This is a genomic window from Pelagicoccus albus (assembly GCF_014230145.1).
Classification (GTDB): domain Bacteria; phylum Verrucomicrobiota; class Verrucomicrobiia; order Opitutales; family Opitutaceae; genus Pelagicoccus; species Pelagicoccus albus.
The window spans coordinates 263775-282840 of sequence record NZ_JACHVC010000008.1 but is presented as its reverse complement, the minus strand read 5'-3'; the positions used below and the strand labels follow the sequence as shown (position 1 = coordinate 282840).

The 19066-nt window shown below is 48.8% G+C and carries 13 protein-coding genes; 3 read left to right on the top strand and 10 right to left on the bottom strand.

All coding sequences use genetic code 11. From position 1 onward, the window contains the following. From rfbA to H5P27_RS09505, 10 genes are all read right to left on the bottom strand, one after another. Window positions 1-725: glucose-1-phosphate thymidylyltransferase RfbA (gene rfbA, locus H5P27_RS09550; protein WP_185658971.1), on the bottom strand; the 725-nt coding region annotated here is incomplete at its 3' end. A 29-nt stretch (window positions 726-754) separates the two neighbouring features. Beyond that, window positions 755-1861: a dTDP-glucose 4,6-dehydratase gene (rfbB, locus tag H5P27_RS09545; RefSeq protein WP_185658332.1), complete on the bottom strand. Its 1107-nt coding sequence runs from the start codon at window positions 1859-1861 to the stop codon at window positions 755-757. Window positions 1862-1876: 15 nt separating this feature from the next. Next, the gene (locus tag H5P27_RS09540; protein WP_185658331.1) at window positions 1877-2797 is read right to left on the bottom strand and encodes a sugar nucleotide-binding protein; all 921 of its coding nucleotides are present in this window, start codon (window positions 2795-2797) and stop codon (window positions 1877-1879) included. Between the two features lie 66 nt (window positions 2798-2863). Then, a complete protein-coding gene (locus H5P27_RS09535; protein ID WP_185660175.1) occupies window positions 2864-3934 on the bottom strand; it encodes a glycosyltransferase family 4 protein in 1071 nt (356 codons plus the stop codon). A gap of 24 nt (window positions 3935-3958) precedes the next feature. Next, window positions 3959-5044, bottom strand: coding sequence for a glycosyltransferase (locus tag H5P27_RS09530; protein ID WP_185660174.1), 1086 nt, complete (start codon window positions 5042-5044; stop codon window positions 3959-3961). A gap of 38 nt (window positions 5045-5082) precedes the next feature. Next, window positions 5083-7065: a hypothetical protein gene (locus H5P27_RS09525; protein ID WP_185660173.1), complete on the bottom strand. Its 1983-nt coding sequence runs from the start codon at window positions 7063-7065 to the stop codon at window positions 5083-5085. A 94-nt stretch (window positions 7066-7159) separates the two neighbouring features. Continuing rightward, complete coding sequence (locus tag H5P27_RS09520) at window positions 7160-8299, bottom strand: hypothetical protein (protein WP_185660172.1); 1140 nt, start codon at window positions 8297-8299, stop codon at window positions 7160-7162. A gap of 112 nt (window positions 8300-8411) precedes the next feature. Beyond that, window positions 8412-9419 carry a glycosyltransferase gene (locus H5P27_RS09515; RefSeq protein ID WP_185660171.1) on the bottom strand — a complete coding sequence of 336 codons (1008 nt, stop codon included), beginning with the start codon at window positions 9417-9419 and terminating at the stop codon, window positions 8412-8414. Beyond that, window positions 9400-10638, bottom strand: a complete 1239-nt coding sequence (locus tag H5P27_RS09510) for an oligosaccharide flippase family protein (protein ID WP_185660170.1) — start codon at window positions 10636-10638, stop codon at window positions 9400-9402. The genes H5P27_RS09515 and H5P27_RS09510 overlap by 20 nt, the downstream gene beginning before the upstream one ends. 86 nt (window positions 10639-10724) lie before the next feature. Beyond that, entirely contained in the window at window positions 10725-11624 is a 900-nt protein-coding gene (locus H5P27_RS09505; protein ID WP_185660169.1) for a glycosyltransferase, read from the bottom strand. 1688 nt (window positions 11625-13312) lie between these two features. On the opposite strand from H5P27_RS09505, the gene H5P27_RS09500 reads away from it, so the two are divergent. The 3 genes from H5P27_RS09500 (at window position 13313) to H5P27_RS09490 (ending at window position 18624) form a co-directional block, all read left to right on the top strand. Further along, on the top strand, window positions 13313-14485 hold the full coding sequence (locus H5P27_RS09500; RefSeq protein ID WP_185660168.1) for an outer membrane beta-barrel protein: 1173 nt from the start codon (window positions 13313-13315) through the stop codon (window positions 14483-14485). 665 nt (window positions 14486-15150) lie between these two features. Beyond that, a complete protein-coding gene (locus tag H5P27_RS09495; protein ID WP_185660167.1) occupies window positions 15151-15738 on the top strand; it encodes a polysaccharide biosynthesis/export family protein in 588 nt (195 codons plus the stop codon). A 726-nt stretch (window positions 15739-16464) separates the two neighbouring features. Beyond that, entirely contained in the window at window positions 16465-18624 is a 2160-nt protein-coding gene (locus tag H5P27_RS09490; protein ID WP_185660166.1) for a GumC family protein, read from the top strand. The last annotated feature ends 442 nt before the right edge of the window (window positions 18625-19066 follow it).

Below are 19066 nucleotides of genomic sequence, written 5' to 3'. Positions count from 1 at the left end.
ACGAACTGTCCGGCCTCCATCAGGTTCTTGTGGGTACCGGTATCAAGCCAGGCGGTTCCTCGCCCCAAAAGCTCCACGTTCAAGTCGCCGATTTCCAGGTAGGCCTGGTTCAGGTCGGTGATCTCGAGCTCCCCGCGGGGGGAAGGCTTTATCTTCTTGGCGAACTCCACAACCCGCTCGTCGTAGAAGTAGAGCCCGGGAACCGCGTAGTTGGATTTTGGATTCTCGGGCTTCTCCTCGATCGAGACGACTTTGCCGTCCGGGTCGAACTCGACCACGCCGTAGGCTTTCGGGTCGGCCACGTTGTAGCCGAAAATGGTAGATCCCTCCGACCGCTGGTCCGCGGCCTTGAGGGTGCGCACGAGATCGTGGCCGTAGAAGAGGTTGTCTCCAAGGACAAGGGCCGCCGGAGCGCCGTCGAGGAATTCCTCGCCGATTAGGAATGCCTGGGCCAGACCGTCCGGGCTAGGCTGGACCTCGTAGCTGAAACTCACCCCAAAGGCGGAGCCGTCGCCGAGCAGGCGCTCGAAAAGCGGCGTGTCCTGTGGGGTGGAAATGATGAGGATCTCGCGGATCCCGGCCAGCATCAGCAGCGAGATCGGATAGTAGATCATCGGCTTGTCGTAGATCGGCATCAGCTGCTTGGATACCGCGATCGTGCAAGGATAGAGTCTGGTTCCGGATCCGCCCGCAAGGACGATCCCTTTTCTTGGCTTTGCGCTCATAAGCTAGGGTTTTGGAGAATTGGGTCCGGCTAGGCCTGGCCGAGGCGCTCGCGGGCGTACTTCTTCTCGGCGATGTCCTTGCACCAGTCCTGGTTGTCCAGGTACCACTGCACGGTCTTGCGGATGCCGCTGTCGAAGGTCTCGGCAGGCACCCAGCCGCACTCCTTCTCGCTGCGTTCGCAGTTGATGGCGTAGCGGCGGTCGTGGCCGGGACGGTCCTTCACGTAGGTGATCAGGTCCTCGTACTTGGCGATGCCCGCCTTTTGGGCGGACTCGTTGGCCGAAACGGGAGCCAGCTCGTCGAGCAAGGAGCAGATGCGCTTCACGATCTGGATGTTCTCCATCTCGCTGCGGCCGCCGATGCAGTAGGTCTCGCCGAGAGCCCCCTTTTCGAGAGCGGCGAGAATGCCGGTGCAGTGGTCCTCCACGAAGAGCCAGTCGCGGATCTGCTTGCCGTCGCCATAGATGGGAAGGGGCTTGGCCTCCAAAGCGTTCAAGGTGACGAGCGGGATCAGCTTCTCCGGGAACTGGAACGGGCCGTAGTTGTTGGAGCAGTTGGTGGTGACCACCGGCATGCCGTAGGTATGGAAGTAGGCGCGCACCAGGAAGTCGCTGGACGCCTTGGACGCCGAGTAAGGGCTGTTCGGGGCATAAGGCGTGGTCTCGCAGAAGGCGGGGTCGTTGGGACCGAGAGTGCCGAACACCTCGTCGGTAGAGACGTGGAGGAAGCGGAAGCCTGACTTGGCTTCGCCTTCAAGGCCGGACCAGAAGTGGCGGGCCGCCTCCAGCATGCGAAGCGTGCCGGTAACGTTGGTTTCCACGAAAGGTTCAGGAGTGTCGATGGAGCGGTCCACGTGGCTTTCCGCCGCGAAGTGGACGATCGAGCCAACCGAATACTCCTCCAGCAGGGAGGATATCTTGGCCTGGTCCAGAATGCTGGTCTCGGAAAAGACGTACTCCGGAGAGTCTGCCAGGTCGCTCAGGTTGGCGGGATTGCCGGCGTAGGTGAGCGAGTCGACATTGACGATCCGGTCGTAGCCGGACGCCTTGAGCAGGGCCGCGCCGTCCCGAAGCAGCACGCGCACGAAATTTGAACCAATGAAGCCGCAGCCTCCTGTTACAAGTATAGATTTCATAGGGAAATGCTCCGTTTAGGCCTTCTTCCAGTTCTTGAGCGACCACTCCAAGGCTTCCTCCACAGGGCGCATGACCACTCCCGCGGCCTTGAGCTTGGAATCGTCGAGTATGCAGTTCGAACGCGGCGTCTTGGCGGCCTTGGACATGAAGTCGTCCTCCGATTCGAAGAACTTGAACTCCTTGCCGTTCACGCCGGAACTCTTGATCAGGTCGACCACCTGCGAAGTGGTTACCGCTCCGGGGTTGGTCACGTTATAGATGCCCTTGGGCACGTCCTGCTCGTAGCACGCGAAACAGGCGGTCACGAAATCCTCCAGCTGGCTGAGCGAGTTGGTGGCCTGAAGCAGGCAGGCGTAGCTCTGCATCTTGGTAAGGTAGTTGCGGGGATTGTCGATCTCGTTGAACGGGATGCGCAGGCGCCAGACGTAGCCCTCGGGAGAAGACTCATGTTCCCAAGCCGGCCATTCCCCTTCCCCGCGGTCGGTTTCACGGTAGCCGAGCACCTCTTCGCCCAAGGCCTTGGTGCCGCTGTAGAAGGAGCAGGGAGGCTTGCGGAAGGAGAAGTTGGGAGCGTCGTCCTCGCGCCAGCCTCCGCCGCCGGGACGCTCGCCGCCGAAGATGCAGCCGCTGGAGACGTGGCCCCAGCCAATGGAAAGGTCGCCGCAGACTTCGCGTATCAAGCCTGGCAATACGGCGTTGCCGTCAAGGCAATTGCCCTTGTCCAGCTCGCAGGCGTCCACGTTGGGCTTGCCGGTGTAGCCCGCGCAGTTGACCAGGAACTTCGCCCCGGTCGCCTTGAGGGCGTCCGCGAATTCGGCTTTGGAGCCATTTGCGATATCACGCCCGCTCAGGGAAGTGAAATCGACGCCTTTGGTTTCGAGCAATTGCCGAAACGCGGTTCCGACGTAGCCAGTAGATCCTACGAGTGCTATCATAAAATACCTTACTATATTAAAATAAATCCATCGATCATTCCGAGGCGGCAGGGATCAAACACCTAATTAACGACTCCGACATCTAACAAAGTACTCCATTGCTCCTCGCCAATTCCCATCGCGTACTACAATGTTGTAGTCCTTTGCAGAAGCGATTTCAGGCATACCGCCTAAACCGCTACATATAACCGGAACATTAAACGCATTAGCCTCGATAATAACCCGACCAAAGGGCTCCTCCCACCTTGAGGGTACACATAAAACATCAATGGACTGAAAAATTTTTTCGATCGGATAAACTCCCTTAAAAGTAACCCTACAACCTACAGCTTCTCTTTTAAGGATATCCAAAAGGCTCTCATCACTCGCACGTCCGAAAATATCCAGCTGCACATCCCCGTCTAATAACCGAAAACTTCGAATCAAGTCTACGAGTCCCTTTTCCTCCATCAACTGTCCAACAAACCCAAAAACAACACCAGATCCAACCCTCGGCTTTGAAACCAGATTTGAGGGTATCTTGACTAGGTTATGCCGAACTCTCTTGAAATCAGTATTCTTGAAATATCCAAGTGCTGTGTGCTTGTTAAGTATATATTCACTGATTCCAACAACTTCATCCACCCAACGGCTTGAAAAACGCCTAGCGGCCCCCACGACACTACAAGGCATACAGGACTTCTCACATACACTTCCATTCCGGTAACGCGTACATCTCAAACAAGTCAGATGATAATCCCTCAATGTGTGCACAACACGAACGCCACACAACCGAGATGCTAGCCAAACGCTAACAGAAAACCCACCGACATTATTCGTATGCAACACATCTGGGCGAATTCTACGAATAAGAAAAAATAAAACAAAAAACTGAACCGGATTGAAGACATCCAAGACGTGCCAAACAATTTTCTTCCAAGCAGCCCCCCAATTACAATACGGAGACAAGCGATAAAACAACCCATTATAGATACATACAACCCCATTTATTCGCCGAACTTCCGACGCAGCCCCCAAACTTACGACATAAACTTTTCCACCTTCTTTCACTAACTCTTCAGCATCGAGTTGAACCGACCTCTCTGCCCCTCCAACCAAATTCGGGTAATATAAAGTATTTATAATTAAAGTCTTCATTTGTAACCTAAAATTTAGACTCAATCAAACAGAAGAACGAAATGTAGCACAGTAAATTCTACGTGCTAAGGCCTGCCAATTGTCAGTGACACTTTTGTAGGAAAATCGCTTGGCGTGCTCACGCCCAAGTCGGACCCTATCTGAATATTCAGTGCAAAATCCTGTACTAGCAACGATGGATATAACCTCATCAAGATTGATTGATTGAGTACAGTCGCATCGCAAGGCACCTTCGCCACATGTTTCATGCATGATGGGCATGTCATGGACTACAGGCAGACATCCTGCAGAATAGGCCTCTAAAGGAGGCAACCCCATCCCTTCTGCTAAACTGGGATAAAGCAGCAAAAACGAACTGGCATATAACTCCTCTAATTCTTCATCCGACAAATAATCGAAAATAATCACATTATCCTTACAAGGATACAAATCAAACCCGCCATAATCTTGCCACCAAATCCTGCGATCGAAACCAACGAGCACAAGATTCCACCCACTGTCCTTACTGACCAACCTCAAAAATGATTCGAGTACCGTGTCTATATTTTTGTGTGAGTATCGCCCCCCGACGACCAATAATCTCTTATCCTCCAGTCTTGACTCAAAGCTATCACAACGCAGACCGACCTTCAACCTATACATAGAAGGCACAACACAAACAGGAACATCAACAGAAGGATAGCGATTTGTTATTTCCGACTTAACACATTGCGATATCGCTACAACCATGTTTGAACAGCTAGCCAAAACAGGCAATAGCTTTCGGAAATATAAAGTCTGAAACTTATGTTGATCAGGATAGCTTAGACATATGAGATCATGAACAATAAGCAAATGACGACCTGTCCGCCAAAACGGGCCATGATGGGTGGTATACACAACAAATTCCCCTGACCGGCACGTAAACGGCACAATCTGACAAATAAAAATCCTTAAAAGGGTTTTCAGAACAGCCGGAATCGCAGAATCATTAATTAGAAAGAAAACACGATTCCACGCGACGCCTATTCCATTATCCAAAATATCTTGAACTGCATTTCCAGCAACCCCCATTCCAGTGGGACTTCTAGATGCTAACGGGTTAATAACTACAACAAACTTTAAATTCATCAGAACAAGCATTCAATACAGTTCAGTATAAAACCAACTCAATTCCTCAAATCAGAATTCTCCAATTCGCTCAACAGACCAACGGAGCTTTCGAGCTCAATCCGATCTCCGATCATATAAAACGGAGCTCGCCCAATGCGAATAAACCGACTTCCTTCACGACTCAAAACAGGGGCATCACGCCCAAACATATCCTCTAAGCGTACACCCTCTCCTCCCTTGATTTCCAACAGTGCGGAATTCCGAGTATCGCGGTCCTCATCTAACCAAACAACCCACAATTCGTCTGGCCCACCTCCAGAAAAGCGGTACACCGACAACCCGGAATCAGTGATCGAATACTCATAGAACGATTTTCCAGACATTAAACATATCAAATTTCTATAGGAAGCGAACGACGGCTTGGGCGAATTAAATACAGACACAAGACCAAAAGAATCATCAGAGTTCAGGTCGAAATCCCAAAAATCTTGCAATGTGAACCATATGAAAAACTCAACATTTTCTTCTGACATAGTATAGACTAATTTCCTCACTAAATCTCTAGCCTGCCTGATCGCCCCATCCTTAGTACCTAAAGACCTTAAGCCAGATTCAGTATTGGCCAATCTAGTCTTCGCTTTCCTCTCATGATGAAAAGAATCGATATCCCTCTTGAGAGCACTCAACGATCCGTGCGAGTGATAGCCGAATAAGTCGAAATTCCCATCAACAAAGATTCGCTCCCCAAAAGCGGGAATAGCATTTTCATGTGCCCCGACAATGCCTCCACTTACAATTTTCACTTCTGAATTCTCAGAGTCGAACACTCTGTGGAACAAACTAAGCATTTCAATATATGCTTCATATGTGCCGCGGTAGAAATAGGCCAAGTTGGGTTCATTCCAAACTTCTAAATACTTTACGTTTGAGTACAGCGAAAGATAAGAACTTAGCCGTTTTAAATGCGCCTTAAAACCACCCCATCGCTCCGGCGGCATTCCATGTCCCCTCGTATATCTAGTCCAAGACGGGACCCTTGTTGTATATAAGACAGAGACATCCAATCCAGCCGATTCCAATTTATTAAAAAGCCTTCCCAAGAACGCTTGCGGCCTTTCCCGTCTTGTCGGCTCAAACCAATGCCCAGAGCAAATTAAACGGACTAAATCCACTCCCAAATACCGCAACCAAGCCAGGTGCTCATCGGTTTCAGACCCAACCTCCCAGGTAGCTAAGCACTGTACCCCGAAAAGAATCGGCCCGGCAGAACGGACAGCAACAGCATCGGATCGAGAAACCAATAGATAATCCAAAACGCTCACGCTAGATTTCAAGCTCGACACTTCTAATTCTAGAAAATATGGGCCCGCCGATAAATCCGCATAGATAAAAACAAGATCTTCAGACGAGTGGGGCCCTAGAATCAGAGTTCGATTCTCTGTAACCTCGGCATCTCGCCCCACCGGTGTAATCGCGATGCGAACGTCCAAGTTAATACCTAAATCACTGTAATTCGAAACCCTAAAAGTTTTACGAATATCAGATTTTTCCCAAAACATAAAAGAACTTTTGCGAATCGAAACTCCAATTCGGTCTCCCCCCACACCGATACCGATTAAATCATCAATCAGGAACTCTCCAGATCCCTTACATTCGATCACGAGTCCTGCGAAACGCCCTCCTTCCAATTCAATAAAAACATCTCTCCAACCCATACCATCAACTTCCCGGAACGCAGACAAATTAACGAGATTCGTACTATCCTTTCGCGTTCGGACCGCAATCCGGATAGGTTTACCCAAAGCGTTAACTCGCAGACTAACCCCATAAAAATCGAACTGAAGCCTCTCAAGCTTTGCTCTCTTATACAAAACACGTCCGCCTGAGTTTCTTACAGAGTAAAGCCCCTTGCCTACATACCCCCCATCATCCCCGATAGGATAACTACCCAACGATATCACGGCTGGAAACCAATCAGCCTCCCTTCCTCCCGATAACGATTCCGCTCTCCACGTGCATATATCTTCGAAATCCTCCATTGGAATTCGAAGAGAGTCGCTCGCCACCAAACTTGTTACCAAGAGATGCAAGAACCAGTAGGGCATACATAAACAGGCAGCCTTACGAAAACGCTCAACCACAGCTCTCGCCTCCCGCGCCCGCTCTACCACAAAAAAAGCATCCCACTAAAGTTAGACTATAGAACAAGGACTCCCTAGCAACCCCTTCACTGAAAACCCCCACAACCGCTGCGAGATAGAATGCAGAATAACGGCCAAAACCTTCGAAACGAATAAGAGGCAACAACCAACCAAATGAATATACAATCATACCTATAAATCCAAAATGCCTCAAAACCCAGAGCGATTGGTTATCAGAAACTCCAAGTACAATATCTTGATCGAAAACAGAAACAAAATATCCGCCTAGGAAAAACAGAGAAGGCTGAGCAAATAGATCATTCCACTGACCAGCCCAAACAGTATCACGATCCAAAGTACTGTCCAGATTACCAAGTTCACTTGTTCCGTACAATATACGAGCACCGACCCCAACTATATCAACGATACCAAAATAACTGAAAAGCAAACCAAGAATCGGAACAAGACAAATAAGGGCGTAGATAGTCAGGCGATTTGACGGCCTTCCCCTTCCGATCGACCACACTAACAACACAATCCCTGCCCCCAAAAGCCCAACTAAGGCTGACCTACCGCCCGAGATATACAAACATGATAAAAAAAACAAAGAGAGACAGGCTCCAGCAACTCTCTGAATTGTGGAAGAGCTAAAAAACAAAGTCGGAGACACCAGCACAAAACCACACAGCATAAGATTCGAGAATGCAAAAACGTCCCGCTGCAACCCCTTCACCCTTATCAAGCCGGGTTCGTTCATCGTTGATTCCTTAAACAGTCGATCACCAGTCAGCGAAACTGAATTCAGCTCGTCCGATAAGAAAAATTCGCCTCTAAATCTTTCATAAAATCCGATTGAAGCTTCAACGCACAAGTAACTAACGACTATCAAGAACAATACGAACTCGAAACGAGCTCCTAATCCTACCCGAATGACACAACCAAAACTTAACGCCCAATAACAAACGAAGAACCACCTCAACACAACTAGCAGTCCAGGGTCATAATCTCTCGCTAAAAACGAAGCGAAAACCGGAGTCGTAAAAACAAGCAACACCAAAACACCCAAATATACTGAACGATCACAAACTCTGAACTGAACTACATAGAAATTCGCACACACTGCAAAAACCATGCATAAATCTCGAAACCACGTGAAATTCGAGTAAGCGAGATGAAGCCACCCAGAAGGAAGCAACAGGGCAAGAAAACAGAGATTAAAAAAAATCGAAAGATTAAGCACGATATCAATCTCCCAATTTCATCCTACTAACGCCAAGGTTTCCCTCAAAGCCATCCTTTAACGCTGAAAACCAAACAGTCAATAACCGAGGACGCAAAACGGAGTACGCAACAAACAGCATGCTAACACAAATAACATTCAAGTAATACCGAACCCGGCTATTCACAAGGAAGTTCAACTCAAAATAAACCCTATTGCGAGTACTGTAATAGAGACGAAAAGCAGGTGCCTTAGAGAGCCTTTTAACAAAATTCCAATTCTCCTCATGAACGTTCCACGACTGCTCAACGTCTTCTACCCGACTAGAACCAACAAGCAGTATCTTACCAAGCTTTCGTAGCCTGTATGTCCACTCATGATCATCAACGTAAAGATAAAACCTTTCGTCCGGTAAGCCAACTCGATTAAGCGAGGAGCAAGTCAAGAAAAGCCCACCATATGGCGCGACTGCGACGCTACCATTTCCATCGAACTTCGATAAATCGAGATGCCTTTTCGAATACTTGAGCCTATCAAATATCGAGAACCCCAAAAAGCCATCAACAGGCCCTATAACTATCGACTCATCCCCTTCCAAAACAGCCTGAGCGTACATCTGCCTATCCGGCCTGTAACTGAGCAGGGCTGAGCACTCAGATCCACCATCCAATCCAGCCAATTTTCGACCGAAAGCCTTTAACTCAGAAAGACTTCCGCAAGCAGGAACATTATCGTCATCCAACAACCAGACACACCCTTCGCCAACTTCATCTGAAAAGATCCGCAATCCCTTACTAAAACCACCAGCTGACCCTATGTTTTCCTCTAGCAACTCCAAACGTACAGGAACGCGAGACTTACCTACCAACTTGTCCAGTACAGTCACTACGTCATCAGTAACGCCATTAGCTACAATAATTATGCGATCCACGCCCTCAACGTAACAAGAATCCACCACCTGCTCTAACAAATGGACCCTATTACCGTAAGTCACAGTGACAACCGTCACATAATTATGGTTTTCTTCTAACATATATAAATACAAAAGCTAATACAAATACCCCAAACAATTCCACCACAATCACACTGGTAACTGCTCCAACGAGTCCGTAATCTGGCACAATAAAACAGCCCAACAACACAGCTAACAAAGCACTAAACAAATAAAGAACCATCAAGAAGGTCTCTTTTGATCGGACTAAAAAATAATTCAAAGAAAGAGATCGTGCTACAGTTACAAAAACAGGGACCAGCAACATCCAGCGAAACAACACAACGACTTCGTCGCTCGATTTATCGAATAGAACAAAACACAACCAATCCGACAGAAAATAAATCAAACCACACACAAGCATCATCACGAACCCAGAAACCGCAGTAAACAGAGCAACACGATCTGTCTTGCCAACAACTCCCCGACCAAGCGAACGTGAAAAAACAGGAAAGAGAGCACTATTGATAGGCATCAAGAAAAAACCAACAGCCCGGATAACACGGTCCATAACAGTGAAGACTGCGACTTCCTCAGAAGATCGATACAACTGGAGTGCTACGGACATTGAAACCAAGTAAACACCGCAAAATGCTGATGATAAAAACATCTTCCACCCAAGTCTGCCGCAAAAAGTAATGCTATTTCGCAAATTTACCTTGCAACTCGCTCCCCCAAAATACCTAGAGGCCAAAAGGAACGAGCATGTGACAGAGACTATAACCCCTACTACACCAAGAAAAGGTAAAACACTGTAGTCGCTAGGATCACGAACAAATAAAAACACAGCTCCGGTAAATATGACTCTAGAAAGCACCGAAAAGACAGTTACATATATCATCTTTTCAAGTCCCTGAAAAAACCAAACCGGTAAGAAAGTAATACCAACCACCGAAAAATAAACCCCCAAGGAAAAACCGACAGAAGAACGTATCCCAAGCAATTGAACACACGCGATGAACAATATACTCCCAACGCAGGCCAAAAGAATTTTCCAAATCAATACAGACGTAAAGACGAATTTAATTCGCTCTTTGTCAGCCCGCGAAACGGAGATCTCTCGAGTCAATACATTTACTAGGCCAAAATCAACCAGCACCAAAACATACGCCGCTACATTGACCAGGAACAGGTAGTCTCCATATAAGTCCAACCCCAACACCCGAACCAAATGTGGAATCACCAGAAAAGGAGCTAAATAATTGACCCCTTGCAAGATCCACAAAGACCCCGCATTCATCAAAATGATTTTTTTGTTCATTAAATGCATAGAAACCCTGCATCAATAACAGCAAAAGAGACGAGGCGAAGCGAACAATCTAGATTGTTAATGAAATATACAAAGCCTCAGGAATTTTGGGACACCACTAATGACGTCCTTCTTTCACAAATCCTCTCGGGAATCCATGCGCTAACAAAGTACTTAACAGCATCGAGAACATGAACACGCAGTGCACGACTCTTAAAAATTGACTTAATTCCGCCCCGACTCGCCCTAAGCCCATCTGCAAAAACAATTACAGACGAGGTAACCACGACTTTATAACCGCTATCCACTGCTCTCTTCCCTAAATCGACGTCCGCCATGAAGATGTAATACCTTTCATTTAGACCGCCGACTCCGTGCCATAGGGAGTCCCTTACTAAAGTAAACGATGATTGAACCCAATCAACCTCGACTCGATCAATAGGATTCTCCCCCAAAAGGGGCTCTAACAAATGGGAATCCATGTAGGAACCAGGAAACAACCTTCTAGCAAAAAGCTTGTGAAAACTAGGGAATCGCCTCGCAACCTCCACGACCTCCCCATTCGGATTACGCTGGAGTGTTCCTAAGACACCAATCCGGTCATCCCCTAACATCTCAGTAAGCATGGTTTCGATCGCCTGCTCACTCGGCACGACTATATCTGGGTTTACTAAGAGTACATGACTCGGAGTTCTACAGCATTTTACAGCTGCGTTGACCCCTTTGCTGTATCCTAAATTTCTGCACGGAAATATAGTCTTAACATCACTCCCTAAACCTTGAAGCAGAACTTCTTTTTCAGACTGTGAAACCGAATTGTCTAAAACTACATACTCAAAGCAATGAGATATAGACTGCTTTCGTAATGATCCCACGCATTCGACCACTTGATTACCCTTGAAATAATTGACTATTACGACCGATATCTTCGTGGTATCACAAAAGGGAGTATCTGACCCATCAAAATAGGTGTCGGAGTGAGCTGTGGAGTTTTTCATTGCAATACAATAATGGAGAAACAGACAACCGCCGCTAGGATCTTTCTCTCCCGATAGTTACAATTCCGTACAAGAACAGACCCAAAACAGAGGCTAGAACTTGCGGACTCATGACAGACCCCAAGACTGGATCAGAGCCCGCCGAGCCAAAAGCATCGACCGAAGCATTAGCGGATAGCACTAAGGCCACCCCAAACAATAGAGTTAGCTTAAAGCTGAGTTTAGATTTCACGGGAAGAGATGGATTTGAGTTGAACTACCAAAGTTGATCTTTCGAAGGCGAAAGTTCTCAGCGAAATTAGAGCATGCGATCTGCCAACCAACGAAGAGATAAGCATTTTGATCACCACAGCGATTCGCAACAAAGGACTAGGGAACAACAAAAGAACAGTTAAGCATTTACACCAATAGGGCCTATGCACAACTGGCAGCGACTAAGCGAAGGCTACTCAGTGAAAGCAAGCTGGAAAACAACACTTCACCCGATCGGCGCACACATGGTGTTTTCCCTGAGCAGGAATGCAACAAACGGTGCCTAGGGGATAATAAACATAGGGGTCTATTCCCTACATCAATATTAATATTCACCTCATTAGATAACAAAACAGCAATGGGTTTATTAGATTTATTTATACAACCCACCGAGACTAAAAATATGATCAATTTAAAACAGCAGGTGTGTAAAATAAACCCGTACGTATTTAAAACCGCTCAAATACGGACATCCTCCTAAGCACTACCCACAGCCACCCTGATAGCATACATAAGCCCGCCAGATACAGAGCACTGGAAAATGAATTAACATCGCGACGATGTCGCTGGATCGCCTCCGGCGGCATGATCGCTCTTTTAGAGCGGCAAGTTCGAGTATAACCTGATAATAATCCTGCACTGGAAGAGAGAACCACAGAACGCACACAAGCCACATAAAATAGAACCCACATCTTGTGATCCTTGTGCCTCTTGTGGTTAAAACCAAAACACAACCTGATCAATCCTACCCGCGAAGCGGATCATGCCCGAGCAACGCTCGGATCCAGTGAGCGTTAGCGAATGATGTTAAAACCAAACCAGTAAGTTAACATCGCTCCTACGTCGCTGGATCGCCTATGGCGGCATGATCGCTCTTGCAGAGCGGCAAGTTCGAGCTCCTGCATTTTAAACTCCTGCACTGGAAAAAAGAACCACACAACGCACACAAGTCACAGAAGGTAGAACCCACATTTTGTGATCATTGAGCCTCTTGCGGTTGAAACTAAGCCACAACCATATCAATCCTGCCCGCGAAGCGGATATTGCCCGGGAGCAAAAGCGAACGGATCCAAGGAGCGATAGCGAACGATGTTAAAAGACCACGCAACCCGATCAAAAATCCTGCACTGGAAATATTAACCGCAAGAAGCACAAGATACACATAGGGACTGATAACAAAACCACGTCTTTTGTGAGTTCTGTGCATTGTGTGGTTAGAACACAACGCAATCCGATCAATCCAAGCATTCGTGTTCATTGGCGGCCATTAGCGGTTAAACTAGCTCTACCCAATCGCGAGCAAGCGCGCTCCTACCGCCTTGAGCGCTAGCCCTTACGGGTAGTCGCTAGTGCTTTGCCTGATTGTTACCTGCACTTAAGCGTTTACCTAGCTTGGAACTTGCTATCAAAGCTAGAACTAACCTAGACAGTCGCCCATGCGGGATTCCTCTATCGTAAAGTCAGTCACCACGGCTTCATTGGCCGCTGCTCTTCATTTCAACTCTGCCGCCTCGGCCCAAAGCCTCGATATCGGCGAAGCCACCCTTCGCTTCGAAGCGATCGGTGCCCTAGCCTACTACTCCAACCCCTACCTGCGGGATGAGGCACTAGAAGCGCTATTCCCCGTTGAGGACTCCCTCGCCTTCATCCTCGATCCCACCGCGGTATTGGAGATGGGTGATGACCAAAGCGTCTACCGCTTGTCCGGCGAGGCCGGCGTTATCATGCGTCGCTTTGAATCGATTTCGGAACTGAATGCGGAGGATTTCCACATGGAGTTCAAAGCGAGCTTCAAGGGCAGCAAAAGCCGCTGGAACTTCAATGCGGAGACCCAGGAAATCTCCCTTCCTGAACACCACACCCGTTTTAGCTCCGGAACCCCCGATAGCAGCCGCAGCTCCGCGAACTGGGATGGCAGTTATCGCTACAGTCCGCGTACGCGCCTGAACGGTGGCTTCAGCTACTACAAGCGATCCTTCGACGATACAGAGGAGTTCAACTACAGCGACTGGGAGAGTTTCTCCCTGCCAGTTCGCTTCTACTATCAGTTGACCGAAAAAATGGAGCTCGGTGGCGGGGTTCGCTACCGCGAGCGCTCCCAGGAAAACTACGATCAACCCAACGACCTCGCCTGGCACCTAGCCCTAGAAGGGGAACTCAGCAGTAAGCTGACGGCTGACTTGAAAGTGGGTATTCTGGACGTACAAGGATCGGAACTGACAAGCTCCGCCGATGGAGAGCTTTTCGTATCCGGCCGAATCAACTGGCAAGCCACCCCAGACGCCCGGATCAGCCTTTCCACGGAGCGGGACACCTATGCGACCGGCATCAACGATTCGGTCCTGCGCGAGGATATCGCCCTGACCGCGGCTTGGAGAATCTCCACCAAGCTGAGTGCTCGGACCTCTGTTTCTCACATGAAGGAGGACTTCGATATCTCGGAGCGAAAGGACAAGGTGAACCGCCTTACCGCCGCTTTGGACTACATGCCAACTGACTCGCAGCTCTTCTCTTCCATGTCGCTTAGCCACGAGCAAAACAACTCCAACATCGTTGGCTACGACTACAAAAACCTCGTCTTCAACTGGACTACCGGCTGGCGCTTCTAAGCGATAACCGCTGGCTCAGATCATGCTGAAACGGTAGGAGCGACCTTGCTCGCGAAATGAAGAAAACCACACTGCCGAGCTAAGCGACATGACCACAAGAGCCCAGAAGCACAAGGGACACATAAGGAAGAAATACTCCGCACTCAATTTTTGTGATTTCTGTGCCTTATGTGGTTCAACAAACACACAACCGTATCAAAATCCTGCACTGAAATTATTGGCCACAAAAATGCACGAAAAATCTACCCGATGAAGGATCGGAGCTATAACTCCGACGTGAATCAAAAAGCCGACTTTTGGGAGGCAGATACAACCAGATCCTTTCGTGCCTTTTCGTGGCTAACAACACAACCAGAACCTAAAAAGTTTAACATCGCGACTACGTCGCTGGATCGCCTCCGGCGGCAATATCTCAGCAGAGCTGAGGCATGTCCAAATCCGACCATCCGAATCGCGAGCAAGCTCGCTCCTACAGAGAATCAGATAGACAGTCCTGCACTGAAATTGATGACCACAAGAAGCACAGAAGACACAGAACTCTTGAAAACAAACCAACATCCTTTGTGAATTTTGTGCCTTATGTGGTTAAAACAAAACACAGCCTTGGCCCTCTCCACAAATCGCGAGCAAGCTCGCTCCTACCTCAGCGGTTAAAAAAATTTTCCATGAAATCCAAACCCTTGATCAAACTTCTTAGCTTCTCCCTGCTCCTGTTACTGTGCGGGAAAGCCATCGCCCAGAGCGGTGATGAAAATTACCAGCTCAAGCCAGGCGACACCATCGCCATGCGCATCTTCCAAGAGCCGGATATGGCCCTGGAGTCGCGCATCTCCGCCGATGGCTCGGTACAGTTTCCCTTGATTGGCTTGATCAAGGTGGGTGGCAAAACCCTGCCGGACCTGCAGAGCGAACTCTACGCTCTCTACGACGCCGACTATTTCGTAAATCCGCAGGTGAGCATCCAAATCACCGAATACGCCCAACGACGCGTCCGTGTGCGTGGCAAAGTCAATCGTCCCGGCTTCGTGGTCATCCCGCCGGAAGAGGAATTCACTCTGATCGACGTCATTACCGCCGCAGGCGATATCGCAGCGGGGGGCAATGAAAAACGCATCGAGCTGCATCGCCGTAGCGCAAAGGGTGATACCAAGGTCACAGTCATCGACCTCTCACAGAAGGACGATCAAAACCAAGCCGCTAACCTGATCATGCAAAACAACGACGTGGTCATAATCCCCGAGAAACTATTCTAAAACCAGTAGGAGCGACCTTGGTCGCGAAGTAAGTTAACCGCACTGCCGAGCGAAGCGACATGACCACAAGAGCCCAAGCACAGAAGACACAGAAAAGAGAATACAGAATAAACATCCTTTGTGAATTTTGTGCCTTATGTGGTTAATCCCCCCCACAACCCGATCAACATTCGCGTACATCAGCGGCCATTAGCGGTTAGAAACAAATACACAACTGAATCAAAATCCTGCACTTAAATTATTAACCACAAGAAGCACAGAAGACACAGAAAAGAGAATACAGAATAAACATCCTTTGTGAATTTTGTGCCTTATGTGGTTAAACAAAAACACAACCTGATCAAAAATATTAACATCGCGACTACGTCGCTGGATCGCCTGCGGCGGCATGATCTCAGCAAGCTGAGGCAGGATCGTTCATCAGAACGATATTAACATTAATAAAAATCCATTCGCGTACATTAGCGGCCCTTAGCGGTTAGAAACAAATACACAACTGAATCAAAATCCTGCACTGAAATTATCAACCGCAAGAAACACAGAGAACACAGAGGACTAATTAGCAAATCCACATCTTTGTGAATCTTGTGCCTTATGTGGTTAAAACCCAACGCAACCCGATCAACATTCGCGTACATTAGCGGTTAGAAACAAAACACAATCTGTTACAGCTTTAAGATCGCGAGCAAGCTCGCTCCTACCTCCCCATTTTCCATCTCTTATTCCATGACCGACGATAAATCGAAAAACGCTCCAGACAATGGTGGCTCCAAGCCGTCCACGTCCGGGCTTCCTACTATCGATATTAAACGCTACGTAGCGGATTTCCTAGACCGCATCTGGTGGTTCTTGCTGACCTTCGTCCTAGTAGCCGGCGGCATCTACTACCTGATGATGAGCGCTACCCCGCTCTACAAGTCGACCGCCAGCGTACAAATCCTTCGCCAAGAAGATTCCCGTACCCAATTCGATAAGGTCGCGGACGACACGGTTCGGAATACGGAGGATATCAATACGCAGATCAATCTGCTGAGCAGTGTGCAGATCATCGAGCGGGTGGCAGAGCGTATTGAAGACGAATTCAAGCAGGACTTTCTCGCCCCTTATCGTCAGATCGACCAAGAAGAAGACGACCTCTCCGTCATCAAGATCGTGGCTGAAAATCGTAAGATTTCTCCGGCCCGCTTGAGCTTGATTGTCAGCATCGAATACGTGCATCCCAACCCAGAAATATCAGCTCGCGTGGCCAACCTCTTCGCAGACGAGATGATGGCCTACTTCAGCTCGGTGCGAAACAATGTAGTGAGCCGAGCGGTACAGGACCTTCGGGAGCAAGCAGAGATCCAGCGTCGCAAGGTAGAGAATATTGAAAAACAGCTAGTCGACTACAAGGAGGACTTGCAGACCATCTCCTTCGACCAGCGCCTCGATATAGATCAACAGGAAATGATCTCCCTCAATGCTTACGCCACGCAGAGCAACGAAGTCCGCGATCGCCTCGCCACTCAGTGGAGCATGATCGAGGAAGCACGGGCAGAAGAGCGTCCTCTCTACAACCTATCTTTCATTTCCAGTTCTCCACGTATCGAGAACCTGCGCAGCTCCATCGCCAGCCACCGCATCGAGATCGCCCGCTTGGAGGAGCGCTACCGCCACAAGCATCCTCGCATGATCGAGGCTCAAGAAGCACTCGTGGCCGCAGAGACCGAATTGGAAATGGCAGCCGATGAAGCGGCTCGTGTTATCGCTAGCGAACTGGCTCAGGCGGAACAGGATTTGGTTAAGGCGGAGGAAAAGGTGATCGCCAAGAAGAATGAGATCATCGCCATGCAACGTCACAAGACGGTCTACGACTCCAAGGCTCGCGAGCTGGAAGTGAATCAGAACCTATACCAGTACCTCTACAACCGTATCCAAGAAACGGAGGCTCAGAATCGCGACGATATCAATAAGCTGCGCATCGTCGATGAAGCGGTGATCCCGCTAGAGCCTTTCACCCCTAAACGCATGCTGGCAATCGCAGCGGCCTTTATGGGAGGCAGCGTTTGCTCCTTTGGTTTGGTGGGCGCTCTCATTTTCATCGACGACCGCGTGCGCAGCCCGCTGGAAGTGGAGCAAAAGTTTGGTCTGCCCATCCTCGGTGTCATGGCCATGATGAAGGGCAAGCCCAAGACCATTGGCGACTTGACACAAGCGACCGAAGCCGACCCGCAAAATACGGAAACCTTAAATACCGCGGTGGCGACTTTGCGCCTGGATCCGGATTCGGCAGACGCCAAAGCGATTCTTGTGACCAGTACCATCAGTAACGAAGGAAAGTCATTCCTTTCCGGAGCCCTATCTTCCGCCTTCCAACGCTACGGCGAAAAGGTGTTGCTCATCAATTGTGACTTGCGAGCCCAAGAGGACCGTTTCGCCGGAGAGAAGCGACAAGGCCTGGCAAACTATCTGAAAAACGACGATGTCTCGCTGGACGGTTCTATCTACCGCAACAAGGACCTAGAGTGTGACGTGCTACCCGCCGGTTCGCACCACAACCAACCTTTCATTCTCTTCAACTCTGCTAAGTTTAAGCAGATGATGGAGGAGCTGAAAACACGCTACGATCGCATCATCATAGACACCCCGCCCGCTCACCTCTTCGGCGATGCGATCAGCTTGCTGGCCCATTGTGACGGACAGATCTTCGTATCCGGATTCTCACGAGCTCGTGTAGGCTTGGCCACCAAGACCGTACGCAAACTGCAAGACACGGATGTGCCGATCTTCGGTGTATTGGTAAATGGAGTACGCCTCTTCCAAGCGAAGATGTACTACCCAGAGTACTACCACGCCTACGCCGACTACGATAAATACGGTAAGTACGGCACCCCCGCCAAAGCCTAAGGTAGGAGCGACCTTGGTCGCGAAGTAAGATGACCACAAGAAGCACAAGAGACACAAAGTAGAGGATACAGAACAAACATCCTCTGTGAATTGTGTGCTTTATGTGGTTAAACAAAATCAACCAGAACAATATCCTGCATTGAAATTATTAGCCACAAGAAGGCACAAAAATCTAACCGATGAAGGATCGGAGCTATAACTCCGACATAGAATTTTAAAAGCCGACTTTTGGGAGGCAGATCCAACCAAATCCTTTTTGTGCCTCTTCGTGGCCAACAAACAAAACACAACCAGATCTAACATTTTAACATCGCGACTACGTCGCTGGATCGCCTGCGGCGGCATGATCTCAGCAGAGCTGAGGCAGGATCGAATCCGACCATCCGGATCGCGAGCAAGCTCGCTCCTACAGAAAATTAGATAAAAGATCCTGCACTAAAAT

Bases quoted from the DNA above. Each gene is read 5' to 3' on its own strand.
- rfbB (WP_185658332.1), bottom strand. From the start codon at position 1,861: ATGAAATCTATACTTGTAACAGGAGGCTGCGGCTTCATTGGTTCAAAT.
- H5P27_RS09540 (WP_185658331.1), bottom strand. From the start codon at position 2,797: ATGATAGCACTCGTAGGATCTACTGGCTACGTCGGAACCGCGTTTCGG.
- H5P27_RS09535 (WP_185660175.1), bottom strand. From the start codon at position 3,934: ATGAAGACTTTAATTATAAATACTTTATATTACCCGAATTTGGTTGGA.
- H5P27_RS09530 (WP_185660174.1), bottom strand. From the start codon at position 5,044: ATGAATTTAAAGTTTGTTGTAGTTATTAACCCGTTAGCATCTAGAAGT.
- H5P27_RS09525 (WP_185660173.1), bottom strand. From the start codon at position 7,065: ATGGAGGATTTCGAAGATATATGCACGTGGAGAGCGGAATCGTTATCG.
- H5P27_RS09520 (WP_185660172.1), bottom strand. From the start codon at position 8,299: ATGGTTTTTGCAGTGTGTGCGAATTTCTATGTAGTTCAGTTCAGAGTT.
- H5P27_RS09515 (WP_185660171.1), bottom strand. From the start codon at position 9,419: ATGTTAGAAGAAAACCATAATTATGTGACGGTTGTCACTGTGACTTAC.
- H5P27_RS09510 (WP_185660170.1), bottom strand. From the start codon at position 10,638: ATGAACAAAAAAATCATTTTGATGAATGCGGGGTCTTTGTGGATCTTG.
- H5P27_RS09505 (WP_185660169.1), bottom strand. From the start codon at position 11,624: ATGAAAAACTCCACAGCTCACTCCGACACCTATTTTGATGGGTCAGAT.
- H5P27_RS09500 (WP_185660168.1), top strand. From the start codon at position 13,313: ATGCGGGATTCCTCTATCGTAAAGTCAGTCACCACGGCTTCATTGGCC.
- H5P27_RS09495 (WP_185660167.1), top strand. From the start codon at position 15,151: ATGAAATCCAAACCCTTGATCAAACTTCTTAGCTTCTCCCTGCTCCTG.
- H5P27_RS09490 (WP_185660166.1), top strand. From the start codon at position 16,465: ATGACCGACGATAAATCGAAAAACGCTCCAGACAATGGTGGCTCCAAG.